We start from the raw sequence: 18,754 nt of genomic DNA, 5'->3' as shown, positions 1-18,754 counted from the left end.
TTCGCCGGTGCGGCCTTCTTCGCCGGTGCGGCCTTCTTCGCCGGTGCGGCCTTCTTCGCCGGTGCGGCCTTCTTCGCCGGTGCGGCCTTCTTCGCCGGTGCGGCCTTCTTGACCGGTGCGGCCTTCTTCGCCGGTGCGGCCTTCTTCGCCGGTGCGGCCTTCTTCGCCGGTGCGGCCTTCTTCGCCGGTGCGGCCTTCTTCGCCGGTGCGGCCTTCTTCGCCGGTGCGGCCTTCTTGGCCGGTGCAGCCTTCTTCGCCGGGGCCTCCGCCGTGGCAGCAGCCTTGGCGGGGCGGCGGGAGATCACCTTGCGTGCAGCGGACGCTGCCTGCCCGGCCAACGACTTCCTGGTGCTTCGAGCCATGGAAAGGGCCTCCCTCGGACCGCAAGGACCCGCGACGACAGCCACGGGCTGCACGGAGGGTAGCCGGTGCGGGAAGGCGGCTCAAACCCGCCACACCGTGGACACGCAGAACGGCCGGCCCCGAAGGACCGGCCGTTCATCGCGTGCGGGAGGGACTCAGCCCTCCTCCTCCCCGAGGATCGAGCGCAGGCGCTTGGGCGCCGGCGTCTCGTCGGAGGAGGGGGCGGCCGTCTCGGCCTGTCCCTGCAGCGACTCGAGCTGCTGCGTGAAGTAGCTCTTGAGACGCGAGCGGTACTCGCGCTCGAACGAGCGGAGGTTCTCCACGTCGACGCTGAGCTTGTCGCGCTCCTTCTCCAGGTCCCCGAAGAGCTGGGTGCGACGCTCGGCGGTCTCGGTGTCGAGCATCTGCGAGCGGGTGCGCGCGTCGGACTCGAGCCGGTCGGCCTTGCTCTTGGACTCCGCCTCGAGCCGCTCGGCCTTGGTGCGGGCCTCGCCGATGATCTTGTCGGCCTGGTTCTTGGCGTCGTCGACGAGCTCGTCGGCGTTGCGCGTGGCGATCTCGAGCAGGCGGGCAGCAGCGTTGGAGGCCTGCGGCACCGTCTCGACCCGGATGGTCTCCGCGGGAACCTCGGGCGCGGCGGCGACAGGCTCGGGCTTGGGAGCAGGCTCGGGAGCCTTCTCCACGACGACCGGCTGGGGCGCCGTCACGGCAGGAGCAGACATCGGAGCACCGCTCTGCGCCGAGGCGAGCTTGGCCCGAAGGTCCTCGTTCTCCTTCGTCAGCCGAGCGAGCTCGGTCTCCACCTCGTCGAGGAACTGGTCGACCTCACCCATGTCGTAGCCCTCACGGAGCCGGACAGGCGTGAATCGCTTGTTGCTCACGTCCTCAGGCGTCAGCGGCATGACCTCACCCATTCATAGATTGATCGGTTGGTGCAGTACGTGTGTCCGTCGAACAATAGCGCCTGCGTGGGACTGGTGTGACGTCGCACCGGGTGCGCGCCTCCCACCGGCACCTCGCGCCGGACCCAGGAGGTCAGGACAGGAGCACGACCCGGTTGACGTAGCGCAGCAGGTAGGCACAGATCATCACGATGATGAAGCTGAGGTCCAGCGCGAAGTTGCCGATGCGCAGCGGCGGGATCAACCGGCGCAGCGCCTTGATCGGCGGGTCGGTGGCGGAGTAGACGACCTCCAGCACGACCAGCACGAGCCCGCGCGGGCTCCAGGACCGGGCGAAGACCTGCACCCAGTCGACGATGAATCGGATCCAGAGAAGTCCGATGAACACCCAGAGGATGACATCGATGATCCGGCCAGCTATTTCCACGACGTCCTAGCTCTGGTTGAAGAAGCCACCCTCGGCGATCCGCTGCTTGTCCTCGGCGGCGACCGTGACGTTGGGCGGGGAGAGCAGGAACACCTTGTTGGTGACGCGCTCGATCGTGCCACGCGTGGCAAAAACGAGCCCGGCCGCGAAGTCGACGAGGCGCTTGGCGTCTTGGTCGTCCATCTCGGAGAGGTTCATGATCACCGGCACGCCCTCGCGGAAGTTCTCGCCGACCGTGCGCGCCTCGTTGTAGGTGCGCGGGTGCAGCGTTGTGATGCGTGAGAGCTCCGCGACGACCCCGGTGGGGCCGGGCGCCACGGTGTGGCGACGACGCTCCGAGAGGTCGGAGACGGGCGCGGGGCGGGGCTCGTGAGCCCGGGGGGCACGCGCGGCCGCGACCGGCGTCGTCTCCTGGGTGTGGTAGTCGTCGCCGTCGTAGTCGTCGTAACGACCGGTGTCCTCGAGCAGGCCGAGGTATTCACCGATCCTGCGCATCGCACCGCTCATGACTGTTCCTCCGGAACTTCGCAGGCGCCCCTGTCGGGACGCACTTTCTCTGATGTGGACACTACTGGACCTGGGGCCGTGATCCGAGGACCGCGGAGCCGACGCGCACGTGTGTCGCGCCGGCCCGGACGGCTTGCTCGAGGTCGCCGCTCATGCCGGCCGACAGCCACGTCGCCTCCGGCGCCTGGCGGAGCACGTCGGCACGCAACGCGGCCAGCCGGGCGAAGGCGACCGCCGGGTCGACCCCGAGCGGCGCGACCGCCATGAGCCCCCTCAGCACGAGGTGCTCGGCGCCCGAGACGACCCCGACGAGGTCGCCCAACGCAGCCGGGTCGACCCCGGCCCGGTGCTCGGCCCCGGGCTTGTCCAGGCTGACCTGGACCAGCACCTCGACGTCACGACCACGCTCGGCGGCGCCCCGGTCGAGCCCGGCCACGAGCTTGGGCCGGTCGACGGACTCGACGACGTCGGCGTAGCGCGCCACGGCAGCGGCCTTGTTGCTCTGGAGACCACCGATGAAGTGCCACCGCAGCCCGAGGTCGGCGCACTCCGCGGCCTTCGCCTCCGCTTCCTGGTGCCTGTTCTCGCCGACGTCGGTGACCCCGAGGTCGGCGAGGACCCGCACGTCGGAGGCGGGGAAGAACTTGGTGACGACGACCAGCTCGACCTCACCGGGATCGCGGTCGGCCTCGCCGCACGCCCGCGTGATGCGGTCGCGCACGGTGGCGAGGTTGGCGGCGAGCTCGTCCGACCGGGCGGTCACGGTCGGATCCTGATCAGGCCGGCCTGGCGCCCGGCGTGGCGGCCGTCGCGTCGGTAGGAGAAGAGGTCGGGGCTCTCACGGGTGCAACGGGAGGCGTCGACGACACGCACACCGTCAGCCTCGAGCTGGGAGCGGACCCCGGCCCCGAGGTCGAGCGAGGGAGTGCCCCACGAGGTGGTCGCCACGGCCGCGGGCACCAGGGCACCCACCTCGGCCCGGAGCTCCTCGGGCACCTCGTAGCAGGCGCCGCACACGTGCGGTCCGATCCAGGCCGTCAGCTCCCGGGCGCCGAGCTCGCGCATCCGGGCCACCGTCGCCGGCACCACGGCGAGCGCCAGGCCTGGCCGTCCGGAGTGGACCGCACCAACGACGCCGGCCTCGGGGTCGGCCAGGAGGACCGGGACGCAGTCGGCGGCCCGGACCATCAGCGTGACGCCGGGCCGGTCGGTGACGATGCCGTCGGCGGAGGACCGCTCCCCCGGGGCGTCGGGGGTGACGACGTCACGACCGTGCACCTGGTGGAGGTCGGCGAGGTCGTCCCCGGGGGCGAAGTCGTCCATCACCCGGCGCAGGTTGGTCGCGCAGGCGGCTGGATCGTCATCGCCCTCGAGCGCGAGGTTGAGCTCGTCGAAGGGCGCAGCACTGACCCCGCCGAACCGGTCGGTGAACGACAGGTCGACGGGGTCCAGGGCCGCGCGGTAGGCGTACAAGCGTCGTTACTTCAGGAAGTCCGGGACGTCGAGCTCGTCGTCGTCGTAGTGGACCTGGCGCGGGGCCGGCTTGGGGGTCGTGGGGGCAGGCGTCGTCGAGGCGCTCGACGGCATCGTGGTGGGCGGGGTCGCCGGGGTGCGGGCTCCCGCGAGCACCGACTGCTTCTCCACCTCGCCCTTGCCGGCGTCGTCGCGACGCGTGGCGACGGCGGCCGCCGCCGCCCGGGTCTCGGCCTGGGTCTGCGACGGCTTGGCGTCGCGGCGCAGGGTCTGGCCCTCGTCGCGACGCTTGGGCGCGCCACCGTCGAAGCCGGCGGCGATGACGGTCACCCGGACCTCGTCGCCCAGGGCGTCGTCGATCGTGGCGCCGAAGATGATGTTGGCCTCGGGGTGGACGGCCTCGGCCACGAGCGCAGCCGCCTCGTTGATCTCGAAGAGACCGAGGTCGGAGCCACCGGCGATCGAGAGCAGCACGCCGTGGGCGCCGTCGATGGAGGCCTCGAGCAGCGGGCTGGAGACCGCCATCTCGGCCGCAGCCACGGCGCGGTCCTCGCCCCGGGCCGAGCCGATGCCCATCAGGGCCGAGCCGGCGTTGGCCATGACGGACTTGACGTCGGCGAAGTCGAGGTTGATCAGGCCGGGGGTGGTGATCAGGTCGGTGATGCCGGAGACACCCTGGAGCAGCACCTGGTCGGCCTGCTTGAAGGCGTCGAGCACCGACACGTTGCGGTCGCTGATCGACAGCAGCCGGTCGTTGGGGATGACGATGAGGGTGTCGACCTCCTCGCGGAGACCGGCGATGCCCTCCTCCGCGGAGCCGGCGCGGCGCTTGCCCTCGAAGGAGAACGGGCGCGTCACGACACCGATGGTCAGGGCGCCCAGCGAGCGGGCGATGCGGGCCACGACGGGCGCGCCGCCGGTGCCGGTGCCGCCCCCCTCGCCGGCGGTCACGAACACCATGTCGGCGCCCTTGATGACCTCTTCGATCTCGTCGGCGTGGTCCTCGGCCGCCTGGGCACCCACGTCGGGGTTGGCGCCGGCACCGAGGCCGCGGGTGAGCTCGCGACCGATGTCGAGCTTGACGTCGGCGTCACTCATGAGCAGCGCCTGGGCGTCGGTGTTGATCGCGATGAACTCGACGCCCTTGAGGCCGACCTCGATCATCCGGTTGACAGCGTTGACGCCGCCGCCGCCGATGCCCACGACCTTGATGATGGCCAGGTAGTTCTGTGCAGCTGCCACGGCGGCTTCACCTCTCGGGATAAGTGCTGGGGATTGTCGATGGGGGTGTGACGGGGTCACGCGGGGAAGAAGGTCGGCGAGTCGAGAACCCTGACCCTCAGCCTGAGGGTTATAGTTATGTCAACCTCGTCGTGACCATGACATTAGGCAACGTCGACACCCGGGACGTGCAGACACGCCGTGACACGAGCGAGTTGCCGTGAAGATCGCCCCGGACGGCCCTCAGCGGGTCGTGGTGGGCGTGCCCGGCACGCTGACGTCGTACTCGCGCGCGTCCTGGCCCAGCAGTGCCGCGAGGACCGCGGCCTTCTCCTCGGACTGGGCCGCGCTCCCCCACCTGACAACCCGCTCGTCGCGCAGGACCAGGGTGATCCGGTCGACGGTCTCGACCTCGACGTGGTCGACCGTCGCCGCGAGGTCCTCGGGCAGGGCGCTGACCACTTCGGCCACCTCGCGCAGCGCGTCGGCGCTCGTCGAGGACGTGGTCCGGACCCGGGGCAGGCCCGGCGGCGCGGGCTTGAAGGTCCCGAAGACGACGCCGGTGGCGTCGAGGCCGCGCAACGACCCGGCGATCTCGAGCAGGGCCACCGGCGTGCGCTCCTCGACGGTGACCAGCACCTCGTGGGGCCAGGCGCGGGAGACGTCGACGGAGGCGACGTCGGCCAGGGAGCCGACGCGGCTCCTGATCGCGTCGATGTCGACTCGCGCCAGGGGCTCGCCGACCGGGACGTCGGCGGCCGCCAGGACCTGCTCGTCGCTCAAGCGCGAGTTGCCCGTGACCTCGACGCCGTCGACGGCGAGGGCGTCGGAGAAGTAGACGGTGTAGACGCCGGCGACGACGAGAGCCACGAGCGCGACCAGCGCGACGACCGGCTTCCAGCGCAGCCAACGCCGGGCCCACTGACGACGGGCGAAGCGGCGACGCGTCTGCTGCGTCGTGCGCTCTCCCGCGTCGCGGGTGCGGGTCGAGCTAGCCATCGCCACCCTCCAGCAGCTCCAGGATCCGGGGACCGAGGGCGGTGACGGTGCCCGCACCCAACGTGACCACCAGGTCTCCCGGGCGGGCGCGCCGCGCGACCTCGGCGGGGACGGCGTCGAAGTCGGGCACGAAGGCGACGCGGTCGGCCGGGAGCGGCACCGCGTCGGCGACCAGGGCGCCGGTCACCGCCGGGTCGGCCTCCTCACGCGCGAGGTAGACGTCGAGGACGACGACCTCGTCGGCAGCACCGAGGGCCTGGCCCATGGCCTCGCCGAAGATGCGGGTGCGGGAGACCAGGTGGGGCTGGTAGGCCACCACGACGCGTCCCTCACCTGCGACCGAGCGGGCGGCGACGAGGTCGCCGGCGATCTCGGCGGGGTGGTGGGCGTAGGAGTCGTAGACACGGACTCCCCCGGCCTCCCCCTTGCGCTCCATCCGTCGACGGGTGCCGGTGAACCCCTCGAGGCCCTGGCGCAGCTCGTCGAAGGGGCACCCGAGGCGCAGCCCCGTGGCGAGCGCGGCGGCGGCGTCCAGCACGTAGTGGCGACCGGGGATCTGCAGGGTGACGCGGCCCAGCTCGACGCCGCCGTCGAGGACCGTGAAGGAGGAGGTGCTGCCGATCAGCTCGAGGTCCACGACCCGCACGTCGGCACCGGCGTCCTCGCCGACGCCGACGATGGTGGTGCCACGCTCCGCGGCGCTCGCGGCCAGGGCCGCTGCTCCCGGGTCGTCGAGGATGCAGACCAGGAAGCCGTCGGGGTGGACCTTGCCGGCGAACTCGTCGAAGGCGGCCCGGTAGGCCTCCTCGGTGCCCCACTGGTCGAGGTGGTCGGCCTCGACGTTGGTGACGACCGAGGCGAAGGGCTCGTAGACGAGGAAGGCGCCGTCGCTCTCGTCGGCCTCGGCCACGAACAGCTCGCCGGCCCCCTCGGCGGCGTTGGTGCCGGTCTGCGCGAGGTCGCCGCCGATGGCGTACGTCGGGTCGGCGCCGGCCGCCTGGAGGGCCACCGTCAGCAGCGAGGTCGTGGTGGTCTTGCCGTGCGTGCCGGCCACGGCCAGCACGCGGCGCCCGGCCATGACCGAGGCGAGGGCTGCCGAGCGGGGCAGCACGATGAGTCCCTGGCGCACGGCCTCGACGTATTCGGGGTTGTCCTCGTGGATGGCGGTGGACACGACCACGGTGTCGACCCCGGAGACGTGCGCGGCGTCGTGACCCAGATCGACCCTCGCGCCCAGCGCGCGCAGGGCCTCCAGGGTGGGGCTGTCGGTGCCGTCGCTGCCGCTCACGCTGATGCCGCGCGCCAGCATGATGCGGGCGATGCCGGACAGCCCCGCTCCCCCGATGCCGACGAAGTGCACACGACCGAGGTGCTCGGCCGGTGTGATCACCGCGGGGATCGGCACCCTCACCGGCGGCCTCCTGCCGCGGTCTCGACCACGATGGCGGCCAGCGTATCGTCGGCGTCGCGCGGCACCAGCCCCGACGCCGCGGCGCTCATCGCTGCGAGGCGCTCGGGGTCCGTGACGAGGCCCGGCACGGTGTCGGCGACCCAGTCGGGCGTGAGGTCGGCGTCGTCCACCAGCAGCGCTCCGCCGGCCCCGACGACCGCGCCGGCGTTGCGCGCCTGCTCGCCGTTGCCGATCGGCAGCGGCACGAAGATCGCGGGCACACCTGTGGCCGCCGCCTCGACGACACTGCTGGCACCGGACCGGCAGACCATGAGGTCGGCGGCGGCCAGCAGCAGGTCCATGCGGTCGACGAAGTCGACGACGACGTACGGCGTGCCCGTCGCGGTCGGCGTCGCCTCGCCCTGGGGGCCGACGACATGCAGCACCTGGACCCCCGCGCTGCCGAGTGCCGCGGAGGCGCCGGAGACGGCCTGGTTGAGCCGACGGGCGCCCTGGGAGCCGCCGGTCACGACGAGCGTGGGCAGGTCGGGGTCGAGCCCGAAGAACGCACGGGCCTCCGCGCGGCTGGCGGCCCGGTCGAGCTGCGAGATCATCCGCCGGATCGGGAGCCCGACGTATTCGGCGTTGCGCAGCTCGGTGTCGGGGAAGCTCACCGCGACCCGGGTCGCGACGCGGGCGCCGGCCTTGTTGGCCAGCCCCGGCAGGGTGTTCTGCTCGTGGATGACCAGGGGCACCTTGCGCCGACGGGCGGCGAGGTAGGCCGGCATGGAGACGTAGCCGCCGTAGCCGACGATCACGTCGGGCTGGATCCGGTCGATGATCGCCAACGTCTGCTTGACCGCGCCGCGCAGCCGGGTCGGCACCCGCAGCAGGTCGGCGTTGGGGCGCCTCGGCAGCGGCACCGGAGGGATCAGCTCGAGCGGGTAGCCGGCGGCCGGGACCACCTTGTTCTCCAGGCCACGGGGCGTGCCGAGGCAGGTGATCTCGACCGTGGGGTCGAGCCGACGCAGGGCGTCGGCGGTCGCGAGCAGGGGGGACGTGTGGCCGGCGGTGCCACCACCGGCGAGGAGGACGCGCATCAGACCAGTGTCCTCATCGGGCGGAGAGGCCGGACGACCGGACCGACCTGCGCTGCGCCAGGGCGCGCGCGGCCTCGGGCTCGCGGCGGGCGAAGCCGACCAGCAGACCGATCGCGACGAGCGTCGGGACCAGGCTCGAGCCGCCGTAGGAGACGAGCGGGAGCGGGATGCCGATGACGGGCAGCAGGGCCAGCACCATGCCGACGTTGATGATCATCTGGCCGATCAGCCAGACCACGATGCCGAAGCTGCAGTAGCGCACGAAGGGGTCGGCGGTCTCGCGGGCGACGCGCAGCGCGGCGTAGGCGATGGTCAGGAAGAGCCCGATGACGAGCAGGGTGCCGACCAGGCCGAGCTCCTCGCCGAGGACCGCGAAGATGAAGTCGGTGTGGGCCTCGGGCAGGTAGCCCCACTTCTGCTGGCTGGCACCGATCCCCTGGCCGAAGGTGCCGCCGCTGGAGAGGGCGTAGAGGCCGTGCGCCGGCTGCCACCCGGTGCCGTGGAAGTCCTTGAACGGGTCGATGAAGGTCGTGATGCGCTCGAAGCGCTCGGCGTTGGTCGTGGCCATCGCGAAGACACCGACGCCGACGATCATCGAGGCCATCGCGAAGAAGCGCATGGGGGCGCCGACCACCCAGAGCATGCCGAGCAGGATGGCGAAGAGGATCAGGGCGGTGCCGAGGTCCTTGCCGACGATCACCAAGGTGGTGGCCAGGAGCATCCCGGGCACGACCGGCACCACGATCTGGTGGAAGCTGTGGAGGCGCCGCTCCTTGTTGGCGTAGATGTGGGCGGCCCAGATGACCAGGGCCAGCTTGGCGATCTCGGAGGGCTGGATGACCAGCGGTCCGATCGCGAGCCAGTTGGTGTTGCCGTTGCGCTCCACACCCATGAACGCGGTGAGGGTCAGCAGCACCAGCGACACCGAGAAGCCGACGTAGGCGAGCCCCCGGATCAGGCGCAGCGGCAGCCGGCTGGCGAGCACCGCGGCCGGGACACCGATCAGCACCCACATCAGCTGGCGGCGCACGATCGTGAAGGAGTCGCCGGTGTATTCGTAGGAGCGCACGCTCGACGCGCTCAGCACCATGATCAGGCCGATGGTCAGCAGCAGTGCGGAGGCACCCAGGAGCAGGTAGTAGGACGTCAGCGGACGGCTCAGGGCGTCGCGCAGCGTCGTGGTCCAGCCGGTCGCGCGACCGGTGACCCCTCCGGCGACCTTGCCCAGCGGGACACGGCTCCGGGTCTCGGGGTGCGTGGTCGTCACGTCGCTCCCCTCTCCTGGCCGGTGCTGCTAGTGCTGGTCGTCGAGCCTGTCCCGGACTGCCGCGGCGAACGCGTCGCCCCGTGCCGCATAGCTGGTGAACTGGTCCATCGAGGCGCATCCCGGTGCGAGGAGCACCGTGTCCCCGGCTCGTGCCATGTCGGCTGCCGCGTCCACGACGCGCCCCATCAGGGCCCGTCCACCGTCTTGGGTGTCAGTCTCTCCGCCGTCGACGGTCAACACCCGGACATCCGGCGCGTGTCGCGAAAGCGCCTCGGCGATCACGTCGCGGTCGCGCCCGATCAGCACGACGCCGCGCAGCCGGCCGCGCGCGGCCTGCACGAGGTCGTCGAAGCGGGCGCCCTTGGCCAGCCCGCCGGCCACCCAGACCACGGAGTCGTAGGCCTGCAGGGAGGACATGGCCGCGTGGGGGTTGGTCGCCTTGGAGTCGTCGACCCACCCGATCCCGTCGCGCTCGGCGACCAGGGCGATCCGGTGGCCGTCGGGGCGGAAGGCCCGCAGCCCGTCGCGTACGGCGACCTGGCTCACCCCGTGCGCGCGGGCCAGCGCCGCGGCGGCGAGCGCGTTGGCCACGAAGTGGGGCGCGTCGGAGGCCAGGTCGGACACGGTGCACAGCTCGGCGGCCGTGCTGTCCCGCGTCTCGACGAACGCCCGGTCGGCCAGGATGTCCTCGACCAGCCCGACCATGCCGACCGAGGGCATGCCGAGCGTGAAGCCGATGGCACGGGCGCCCTCCACGACGTCGGCCTCGCGCACCAGCGCCTCGGTGGCCGGGTCGGCGACGTTGTAGACGCAGGCGCGCTGGGTGCGCTCGTAGATGCGCCCCTTGTCCGCGGTGTAGGCGTCCATCCCCGCGGGGCCGTCGTACCAGTCGAGGTGGTCCTCGGCGACGTTGAGCACGGCCGAGGCCTGGGCGCTCATCGAGTCGGTGTAGTGGAGCTGGAAGCTGGAGAGCTCGACGGCCAGGACGTCGTAGGGCGTCGGGTCCATGACGGCCTCGACGATCGGCAGGCCGACGTTGCCGACCGCGACGCTGCGCAGCCCGGCCGCGCGCAGGATCGAGTCGAGCATCTGCACGGTCGTGGTCTTGCCGTTGGTGCCGGTGACGCACAGCCACGGGGTGTCGTGCTCGGGGTGGCGCAGGCGCCAGGCCAGCTCGACCTCGCCCCAGACCGGGATCCCGCGGGCGTGGGCCTGCGCGAGCAGCGGCGCGTCGGGCCGGAAGCCGGGCGAGGTGACGAGCACGTCGACGTCGTCGGGGAGGGTGAGGGTGGCCCCGGTGTGCAGGTCGACGCGGGCGCCGAGCACCTCGAGCAGCTCGGCCTTCTCCAGCTCCTCGGGGTTGCGGGCACCCTCGGCGAGCGCCGTGACACCGGCGCCCAGGTGGAGCAAGTTGTCGGCGGCGGCGAAGCCGGAGACGCCGAAGCCCGCGACGACGGCCTTGACCCCGTCCCAGGCGTCGAGGCGACCGAGGGACGAGGGGTCCGGCCCGGTCACAGCCGCGCGACCCATTCGGCGTAGAAGACGCCCAGCCCGGTGGCCACGAAGAGGCCGGTGATGATCCAGAAGCGGATCACGACGGTGACCTGCTCCCAGCCGAGCATCTCGAAGTGGTGGTGGATCGGGGCGATGCGGAAGATCCGCTTGCCGGTGCCGGTGAGGCGCTTGGTGGTCTTGAACCACGTCACCTGCATCATCACCGAGACCGTCTCCAGCACGAAGATGCCGCCGAGGATCACCAGCAGCAGCTCGGTGCGGGTGAGGATCGCGAAGCCGGCGAGGGCCCCGCCCAGGGCGAGCGAGCCGGTGTCGCCCATGAAGATGGCCGCGGGGGCGGCGTTCCACCACAGGAAGCCGAAGCAGGCCCCGGTGATCGCGGCCGCGATGACCGCGAGGTCGAGGGGGTCGCGGACGTTGTAGCACTGGCCGCTCGGGTCCTGCTGGCAGAACTGGTTGTTCTGCCAGATGTTGACCAGCATGTAGGCGCCGAAGACCATCACGCTGGCGCCCGTGGCGAGGCCGTCGAGACCGTCGGTGAGATTGACCGCGTTGCTGGTCGCGGTGACGATCAGCCAGATCAGCACCATCGCGAGGATCGTGGGCAGGACCAGCCAGTCGATCTCGCGCAGGAACGAGACCTTCTCGGAGGCCGGGGTGCGGCCGTTGGCGTCCTCGAGCATCGGCGAGAGCGCCAGGAAGCCGAAGATCACCGCGACGATCGTCTGACCGACCATCTTGGCCTTGCTCCGCAGGCCGAGGCTGCGTTGCTTGGAGATCTTGATGAAGTCGTCGAGGAAGCCCACCAGGCCCATCCCGACGAAGAGGAAGAGCAGCAGCAGCGCGGACGCGGAGGGGGCGCTGAGGGTGATCAGCTTGGCCGCGAAGTAGCCGACCACCGTGGCCAGGATGATGACCACGCCACCCATGGTGGGGGTGCCGCGCTTGGTGTGGTGGCTGGTCGGACCGTCGTCGCGGATCTCCTGGCCGTAACCCCAGCGCGTGAAGTAGGTGATCGCGACCCGGGTGCCGAGCAGCGAGATGAGCAGGGCGAGTCCGCCGCCCAGCAGGATCGCTCTCATGGTGTCGGGACCACTCCTGTCGTTGGATCTGTCGGGTCTGCGTCGAGCAGCCCGTCGGCCACCACCTCGAGGGCGGCGCCGCGTGAGGCCTTGACCAGGACGACGTCCGTGGCCACGGCATTCTCCCGCAACCAGGCGAGTGCGTCGTCACGCCCCGCCGTGACGATCACCTCACCGTGCCAGTCGTCACGCTCGGCGAGACCGTCCGCGATGCCGCGGGCCGGCTCGCCCACGACGACCACCACGTCGGTGCCGTGGGCGGCGGCGGAGCGGCCGACCTCGCGGTGGCCGGCCTCGGCGTCGGGGCCGAGCTCGCGCATCTCCCCCAGCACCGCGACCGTACGACGACCGGCGCGCTCGCCGATCGCGGCCAGGGCGTCGATCGCGGCCACCATCGAGGCGGGGTTGGCGTTGTAGGCGTCGTTGACGACGAGCAGGCCGTCGGCCCGCTCGTGCAGCTCCATCCGCCACCGCGACGCGGACGTCGCCGTGGCGAGCGCGTCGACGGCGTCGTCGAAGGTCCGGCCCACGGCGAGCGCCATCGCCACGGCGGCCGCGGCGTTGGCGACCTGGTGGGCACCGGTCTGGGTGAGGGACACGCGACGCCAGGCGCCGTCGTGGCCGAGCTCGACGGTGGGGCGACCGAGCGCGTCGAGCTCGAGGCCGCGCCAGGTGACGTCACCGGCACTCTCCCCCTCGGCGCCGAAGGTGAGCGTGCGGGCCCGGGTGCGCGAGGTCATCGCGGACGTCAGGTCGTCGTCGGCGTTGAGGACGGCCGTGCCGTCGACGCCCAGGGCCTCGACGATCTCGCCCTTCGCCTCGGCGATCGCCTCGCGGCTGCCGAACTCGCCGATGTGGGCGGTGCCCACGTTGAGCACCGCGGCCACGCTCGGTGGGGCGATGTCGCAGAGGTAGGCGATGTGGCCGATGCCGCGGGCGCCCATCTCCACGACGAGGTAGGCGGTGGTGGCGTCGGCGCGCAGCACGGTGAGCGGCACGCCGATCTCGTTGTTGTTGTTGGCGGCCGTCGCCACCGTGGGACCGGCCGCGGCCAGCACGTGCGCGAGGTAGTCCTTGGTGCCGGTCTTGCCCTGCGAGCCGGTCAGCGCGAGCACGGGGACGTCGAGCCGGTCGAGCACGTGCCGCGCCAGACGCCCCAGGGCCACCACCGGGTCGGCGACGACGACGGTGGGGGCCTCGGTGGGGCGGCTGCCCAGCACCGCGTGGGCACCGGCGGCGTAGTCGTGGCCGTCGACGCGCTCGCCGACGACTGCCACGAAGAGTCCGCCGTCGGTGGCCGCTCGCGTGTCGACGTACGCCGGTCCGGTCACGGTCAGCGTCGGGTCACCGTGGACGACTCCGTCGACGACGGTCGCGACCTCGGCCAGCGTCAGCGGGATCATCCGCGGGCCTCCAGGGCCTCGCGCACGACGACGCGGTCGTCGAAGGGGTGGACCACGTCGTGGATCGTCTGCCCCGTCTCGTGGCCCTTGCCGGCGACGATCACGATGTCGCCGGGGCGGGCTCGACCCACGGCGTCGGTGATGGCGAGGCGGCGGTCGCCCTGCTCCACGACCTCGGCCCTCACCCCCGGCCCGATGCCGGCGAGCATCGCGGCCCGGATGCTCGCCGGGTCCTCGGTGCGGGGGTTGTCGTCGGTGATGATCAGGACGTCGGCCAGGTCGGCGGCGATGCCGGCCATGATCGGCCGCTTGCCGGGGTCGCGGTCGCCGCCGGCGCCGAGCACGATGATCACCTGGCCGTCGGTGAGCGGGCGCAGCGTGCGCAGCGCAGCGGCCACGGCGTCGGGCTTGTGGGCGTAGTCGACGACCACGACGAAGTCCTGGCCGGCGTCGACCTGCTCGAAGCGGCCGGGCACCCCGGCGCCACCGGAGATCCCCGTGGCGACCGCCCCCGGGTCGAGACCGGCCTCCCCGCAGGCGGCGATGGCCGCGAGGGTGTTGGCGACGTTGAAGTCGCCCGGCACCGGGCAGCCGGCGGGGACGCTGAGCCCATCGGGGCCGCGCACGGTGAAGGTGGACCCGTCGGCGCGCAGGACCACGTCGACGGCCTGCCAGTCGGCGTCGGCGCCCTGCGAGGACATGGTGCGCACGGGGACGCTCGCCTCGGTCACGAGCCGACGCCCGTGGGCGTCATCGACGTTGACCAGCCCCAGCCGGGACCGCTCGGGGGTGAACAGCGAGGCCTTGGCGCGGAAGTAGTCCTCGACGTCGGTGTGGAAGTCGAGGTGGTCGCGACCCAGGTTGAGGAAGACACCGACGTCGAAGACCACGCCGTCGACGCGACCCATCACCAGCGCGTGGCTGGAGACCTCCATCGCGCAGGCCGTGACGCCGCGCTCGCGCATCATCGCGAAGAGCCCGTGCAGGTCGGGCGCCTCCGGGGTCGTCAGCGTCGTCTCGATGTCGGTGCCGTCGACGCGGGTGCCGACGGTGCCGATCACCGCGGCGCGCACGCCGGCGCGCTCGAGCCCGCCCTCGGCGAGACGGGTCGTCGTGGTCTTGCCCTGGGTGCCCGTGACGCCGATCATCCGCAGCGACCGGGCGGGGTCGCTGTAGACGTATGCTGCGAGGTGGCCGAGGACCCGGCGCGGTTCGTCGACCACGAGGACCGGGACGTCGGTGCCGGCCTGCGCCGCCTGCGCGGCGCCGGCCTCGTCGGTCAGGACCGCGACCGCACCGGCCTCGAGCGCGGCGGGCAGGAAGCCGATGCCGTGGGCGCGCGCGCCCGGGAGGGCGGCGTAGAGGTCACCGGGAACGACTCTCTGGGAGCTCAGGGACAGCCCGGTGACCCGCACGTCCGTGGGATCACCGACGACCTGCACCCCTCCGTAGGCCGCCTTCAGCCAGGCGACGACGTCCGGGAGCGCGAGGACCTCGGGGTGCTCGGGTCGGGTTGCCACCGGACGATCATGGCTCATCTCCACTCGACGGGCAGCCGGGAGGCCGGGGTGCCCGTCGGCGGGACCGCGTAGCGGCGCAGCGCATAGCTCATGATGCGGGAGAACGCCGGTCCGGCGACCGAGCCGCCACCGCCGCCGTTGGTGGGGTCCTGGACCACGACGTAGACCGTGAAGCGCGGGTCGTCGGCCGGGGCGAAGCCCGCGAAGGAGACCGTGAAGGTGCCGTCGTAGCAGCCGCACTCCTCGCCGACGCGCTGCGCGGTGCCGGTCTTGCCGGCGACGCGGTAGCCGGGGACGGCCGCGCCGGGGGCGACGCCCTCCTCGGGGTCGAGCACCCGCTCCATCATCAGCATCGTCTGGTGGGCGGCGTCCTCGCTGATCACGCGACGGGTCGTGGCGACGTCCGTGCCGACCTCGTCACCCTCGTCGGTCGTGGCCGACCCCTTGATCAGGCTGGGGTCGATGCGCACGCCGTCGTTGGCGATGGTGTTGACCGCGGCGGCCATCTGCACGGCGTTGACCGACAGGGACTGGCCGAAGGCGATGCGGTCCTGGGTCTGGCTGGTCCACATCGAGTCGTCGGGCAGGAGGCCGGCGGTCTCGCCGCCGACACCGATGTTGGTGCGTTGGCCGAGGCCGAAGCGGGTGAGGTAGTCGCGCAGCTGGCCGTCCTCGAACTTGTCGGCCGCGAGGACGGTGCCGATGTTGGACGACTTGGCGATCACGCCCGCAAGGGTGAGCTTGAGCAGGCCGTGGTCGAAGTAGTCGCCGATCGGGCGGTCCTGGCGCTGGAGCTCGCCGGGGACCAGGAGCCGCGTGCGGTTGGTGACCTTGCCGGCATCGATGAGGCCCGCGACGGTGAGGACCTTCTCGACCGAGCCGGGCTCGTAGACGTCGGTCATCGCGCGCGACTTGTAGTCGTCCTCGCTGGCCTCGCCGGGCTTGTTCAGGTCGTAGGTCGGGTCGTCGGCGAGGGCGAGGATGTCGCCCGTGCGCGTGTCCAGGACGACGCCGATGCCCGACTCGCCCCCGGCCTGGCGCACGGTCTGGCGCACGATGCGCTGGGTGAAGAACTGCAGGTCGCGGTCGATCGTGGTGACGAGGTCGCGGCCGTCGGTGGGCTCGACGATGGTGCTGTCGCCGAGCGGGATCTTGTTGCCGGCGCCGACCTGGTAGCTGGTCTCGCCGTCGGTGCCGGCGAGGTAGGAGTTGAACATCGACTCGAAGCCGGCCGACGGCTTGGCGCTGCCGTCGGGGTTGGGGGTGCCCAGGAAGCCGACCAGGTTGGCCGCGACGTCGCCTGCCGGGTAGACGCGCACGGGGTCGCGCTCGGTGCTCAGACCGGCGTAGGCGTCGGCGATCTCCTCGAACTCGGCGAGCGCCTCCTCGTCGCCGTCCCGCTCGGCCTCCAGCGCCTGCTCGGCGGCGTCGCTGGCGCGGGCGCGGGCCTCGTCGATCACGGTCGAGACGATGCGGGCCGGCACCTGACGGGCGATGTACTGGTAGCGGCTGTCCTCGACGCGCAGGCGCTCGAGGGTGCGGAAGTAGTCGACCGCGAGGCGGGTGGAGAGGAACTTCGCGAGCTCGGTGGCCCGCGGCGCGGTCAGGGCCGGGTCGGCGATGACCATGAGGCCGGCCGCGGAGTCGGCGAGGGGCTCGCCGTTGCGGTCGAGGATGTCGCCGCGCTCGGCCGGCAGCGTCACGGTCACGGAGCCGTCGGCGGCCGCCATGGCGGCGTACTCGCGCGGGTCGAGGCCCTGGAGCTGCACCAGGCGGGCACCGAAGAAGGACAGCACGATCGCGATCAGGACGAAGCCGGATCGCATGCGCAGGTCGGACGAGCCGCGCGTGCCAGGACGCAGCCGCTGCTGGCGGGTTCGGCTCACGGTCGGTCTCCTGCTCGACGGCGGCATCAGCGGTCGGAGCGCTGCTGCTCTTGGCCCTGCTGTTGTCCCTGCTGTCCCTGGGACTGCTGTTGCTGCTGGGACCCAGTTCTACCGGTCTCGCCTCGACCCTGGCCGTTGCCACGCGCCGTGTCGCCGCGGTTTCCGCTCTGGCCCGGCTGGCCCGGCTGGTTGGCCAGCTGGTCGGCCGGGACGTCACCGATGACGGTCGTGACGATCGGAGCCGGGTCGAGGACGCCGGGACGGGTCGGCTGGTCGGGCACCAGGTCGAGGCGCTCGGCGGGCTCGCCGCGCTCCCCCGTCACCTCCCCGCTCTCCAGGGAGAGGAAGAGCGGAGCACCGGCCGGCTCCATGCCGAAGCGGCGCTGCGCCTCGGCGGCCAGTCGCTGCGGGTTGCGGAGCTCCTCGAGCTCCATCTCCAGCGCCTGCTCGCGGGCGGCGAGGTTGGTGGCCCGCTCCTGCAGGGCCGTCGTGGTGAACGACGCCTGCTGCATGGAGGTGTTGAAGAGGAGGAGCCCGACGACGCCGGCGAGCAGCAGCAGGCTCACCAGCGTGACGAACGGGACCTTCGGCGCGCGCGTGCGACGACGGGGCACGACGGTCAGTCGCGCCCTCTCGACGGCCGCGCCCGCGAGACCTCGACCCTGGGTCGAGAGGCGTGATCGGACCGTGGCGGGTGCGGGACTGCTCATCTGCGCGGCTCCTTCCGGGAGGTGCTGGTGCTCTTCGTGCTGGTGCTGGGGTGGACCCGCTCGACGGCGCGCAGGCGGACCGACGCGGCGCGGGGGTTGGCGGCGATCTCGGACTCGTCGGCCTTCTCCGCGCCGCGCGTCACCAGGCGCAGCGGCGGCTCCTGCCCCTCGGGGACGAACGGCAGGTCGACCGGGACGGTGGAGCGCGTCCCCGCGGTGAAGGCCTGCTTGACCAGCCGGTCCTCGAGGGAGTGGTAGGACTCGACGACGACCCGGCCGCCGACCCCGATCGCCTCGATCGCCGCCGGCATCGCGCGGCGCAGGACGGCCAGCTCGTCGTTGACCTCCATGCGCAGGGCCTGGAAGGTCCGCTTCGCGGGGTGTCCCCCGGTCCGGCGGGCGGGCGCGGGGATCTCGGCGTAGAGCAGCTCGACCAGGCGTCCCGACCGCTCGAAGGGCTCGCTCTCGCGCTCACGCACCACGGCACCGGCGATCTTGCGGGCGAACTTCTCCTCGCCGTAGTCGCGCAGCACCCGGGTCAGCTCCGCGGCCGAGTAGGTGTTGAGCACGTCGGCCGCCGTGGGGCCGGTGGTGCCGTCCATGCGCATGTCGAGGGGCGCGTCGACGGCGTAGGCGAACCCGCGCTCACGCACGTCGAGCTGCATCGAGGACACCCCGAGGTCGAAGAGCACGGCGTCGACGGAGGCCAGGTCCAGGTCGCGCAGCACGCCGGGGATCTCGTCGTAGACCGCGTGGACACCGGTGAAGCGCTCGCCGTACGGCGCCAGGCGGCTGCGGGCGAGGTCGAGGGCTGCGGTGTCCCTGTCGATGCCGACGACGCGGGCCAGCGGGCAGCGCTCGAGGACCGCCTCGCTGTGGCCGCCGAGGCCCAGGGTGCAGTCGACGAGCACGGCGCCCTCGTGGTCGAGGGCGGGCGCGAGCAGGGCGACGACCCGGTCGAGGAGGACCGGGACGTGGGAGGCCGACAT

The 18,754-nt window shown here is 72.3% G+C and carries 18 protein-coding genes; all 18 read right to left on the bottom strand.

The features are described 5' to 3' along the window. The coding region (locus tag AAG827_RS08700) for a hypothetical protein (protein WP_341925519.1) at positions 1 to 362 on the bottom strand (362 nt) is incomplete at its 3' end. A gap of 156 nt (positions 363 to 518) precedes the next feature. Next, the gene (locus AAG827_RS08695) at positions 519 to 1,265 is read right to left on the bottom strand and encodes a DivIVA domain-containing protein (RefSeq protein ID WP_341925518.1); all 747 of its coding nucleotides are present in this window, start codon (positions 1,263 to 1,265) and stop codon (positions 519 to 521) included. 133 nt (positions 1,266 to 1,398) lie between these two features. Then, the gene (locus tag AAG827_RS08690; RefSeq protein WP_309649389.1) at positions 1,399 to 1,692 is read right to left on the bottom strand and encodes a YggT family protein; all 294 of its coding nucleotides are present in this window, start codon (positions 1,690 to 1,692) and stop codon (positions 1,399 to 1,401) included. A 6-nt stretch (positions 1,693 to 1,698) separates the two neighbouring features. Beyond that, the gene (sepF, locus tag AAG827_RS08685; RefSeq protein ID WP_309649390.1) at positions 1,699 to 2,199 is read right to left on the bottom strand and encodes a cell division protein SepF; all 501 of its coding nucleotides are present in this window, start codon (positions 2,197 to 2,199) and stop codon (positions 1,699 to 1,701) included. Positions 2,200 to 2,260: 61 nt separating this feature from the next. Continuing rightward, positions 2,261 to 2,962 (bottom strand): YggS family pyridoxal phosphate-dependent enzyme, encoded by a 702-nt coding sequence (locus AAG827_RS08680; RefSeq protein ID WP_341925517.1) that lies wholly within the window; start codon positions 2,960 to 2,962, stop codon positions 2,261 to 2,263. After that, the gene (gene pgeF, locus AAG827_RS08675; protein WP_341925516.1) at positions 2,959 to 3,672 is read right to left on the bottom strand and encodes a peptidoglycan editing factor PgeF; all 714 of its coding nucleotides are present in this window, start codon (positions 3,670 to 3,672) and stop codon (positions 2,959 to 2,961) included. Before pgeF ends, AAG827_RS08680 begins: the two co-directional genes overlap by 4 nt. A gap of 6 nt (positions 3,673 to 3,678) precedes the next feature. Next, a complete protein-coding gene (gene ftsZ / locus AAG827_RS08670) occupies positions 3,679 to 4,914 on the bottom strand; it encodes a cell division protein FtsZ (protein WP_341925515.1) in 1,236 nt (411 codons plus the stop codon). Between the two features lie 222 nt (positions 4,915 to 5,136). Further along, entirely contained in the window at positions 5,137 to 5,892 is a 756-nt protein-coding gene (locus tag AAG827_RS08665) for an FtsQ-type POTRA domain-containing protein (protein WP_341925514.1), read from the bottom strand. Beyond that, the gene (gene murC / locus AAG827_RS08660; RefSeq protein ID WP_341925513.1) at positions 5,885 to 7,303 is read right to left on the bottom strand and encodes a UDP-N-acetylmuramate--L-alanine ligase; all 1,419 of its coding nucleotides are present in this window, start codon (positions 7,301 to 7,303) and stop codon (positions 5,885 to 5,887) included. Before murC ends, AAG827_RS08665 begins: the two co-directional genes overlap by 8 nt. Then, entirely contained in the window at positions 7,300 to 8,382 is a 1,083-nt protein-coding gene (gene murG / locus AAG827_RS08655; protein WP_341925512.1) for an undecaprenyldiphospho-muramoylpentapeptide beta-N-acetylglucosaminyltransferase, read from the bottom strand. The genes murC and murG overlap by 4 nt, the downstream gene beginning before the upstream one ends. Positions 8,383 to 8,395: 13 nt before the next feature. Further along, positions 8,396 to 9,649 (bottom strand): putative lipid II flippase FtsW, encoded by a 1,254-nt coding sequence (gene ftsW, locus AAG827_RS08650; protein WP_341925511.1) that lies wholly within the window; start codon positions 9,647 to 9,649, stop codon positions 8,396 to 8,398. A 27-nt stretch (positions 9,650 to 9,676) separates the two neighbouring features. Beyond that, positions 9,677 to 11,179 carry a UDP-N-acetylmuramoyl-L-alanine--D-glutamate ligase gene (gene murD / locus AAG827_RS08645; protein WP_341925510.1) on the bottom strand — a complete coding sequence of 501 codons (1,503 nt, stop codon included), beginning with the start codon at positions 11,177 to 11,179 and terminating at the stop codon, positions 9,677 to 9,679. Next, entirely contained in the window at positions 11,161 to 12,246 is a 1,086-nt protein-coding gene (mraY, locus tag AAG827_RS08640; protein ID WP_341925509.1) for a phospho-N-acetylmuramoyl-pentapeptide-transferase, read from the bottom strand. The genes murD and mraY overlap by 19 nt, the downstream gene beginning before the upstream one ends. Continuing rightward, complete coding sequence (murF, locus tag AAG827_RS08635) at positions 12,243 to 13,649, bottom strand: UDP-N-acetylmuramoyl-tripeptide--D-alanyl-D-alanine ligase (RefSeq protein WP_341925508.1); 1,407 nt, start codon at positions 13,647 to 13,649, stop codon at positions 12,243 to 12,245. The genes mraY and murF overlap by 4 nt, the downstream gene beginning before the upstream one ends. After that, a complete protein-coding gene (locus AAG827_RS08630; RefSeq protein ID WP_341925522.1) occupies positions 13,646 to 15,091 on the bottom strand; it encodes a UDP-N-acetylmuramoyl-L-alanyl-D-glutamate--2,6-diaminopimelate ligase in 1,446 nt (481 codons plus the stop codon). Before AAG827_RS08630 ends, murF begins: the two co-directional genes overlap by 4 nt. Positions 15,092 to 15,183: 92 nt before the next feature. Next, positions 15,184 to 17,055, bottom strand: a complete 1,872-nt coding sequence (locus AAG827_RS08625; RefSeq protein ID WP_341925507.1) for a penicillin-binding protein 2 — start codon at positions 17,053 to 17,055, stop codon at positions 15,184 to 15,186. A 26-nt stretch (positions 17,056 to 17,081) separates the two neighbouring features. Next, positions 17,082 to 17,765 (bottom strand): hypothetical protein, encoded by a 684-nt coding sequence (locus tag AAG827_RS08620; RefSeq protein WP_341925506.1) that lies wholly within the window; start codon positions 17,763 to 17,765, stop codon positions 17,082 to 17,084. Beyond that, positions 17,762 to 18,754, bottom strand: coding sequence for a 16S rRNA (cytosine(1402)-N(4))-methyltransferase RsmH (gene rsmH, locus AAG827_RS08615; RefSeq protein WP_341925505.1), 993 nt, complete (start codon positions 18,752 to 18,754; stop codon positions 17,762 to 17,764). Before rsmH ends, AAG827_RS08620 begins: the two co-directional genes overlap by 4 nt.

Origin of the sequence: Nocardioides psychrotolerans, assembly GCF_943371775.1 — a bacterium.
Taxonomy (GTDB): Bacteria; Actinomycetota; Actinomycetes; order Propionibacteriales; family Nocardioidaceae; genus Nocardioides; species Nocardioides psychrotolerans_A.
The sequence above is the reverse complement of the archived record's forward strand: the minus strand, read 5'-3'. Positions and strand labels throughout refer to the sequence as shown.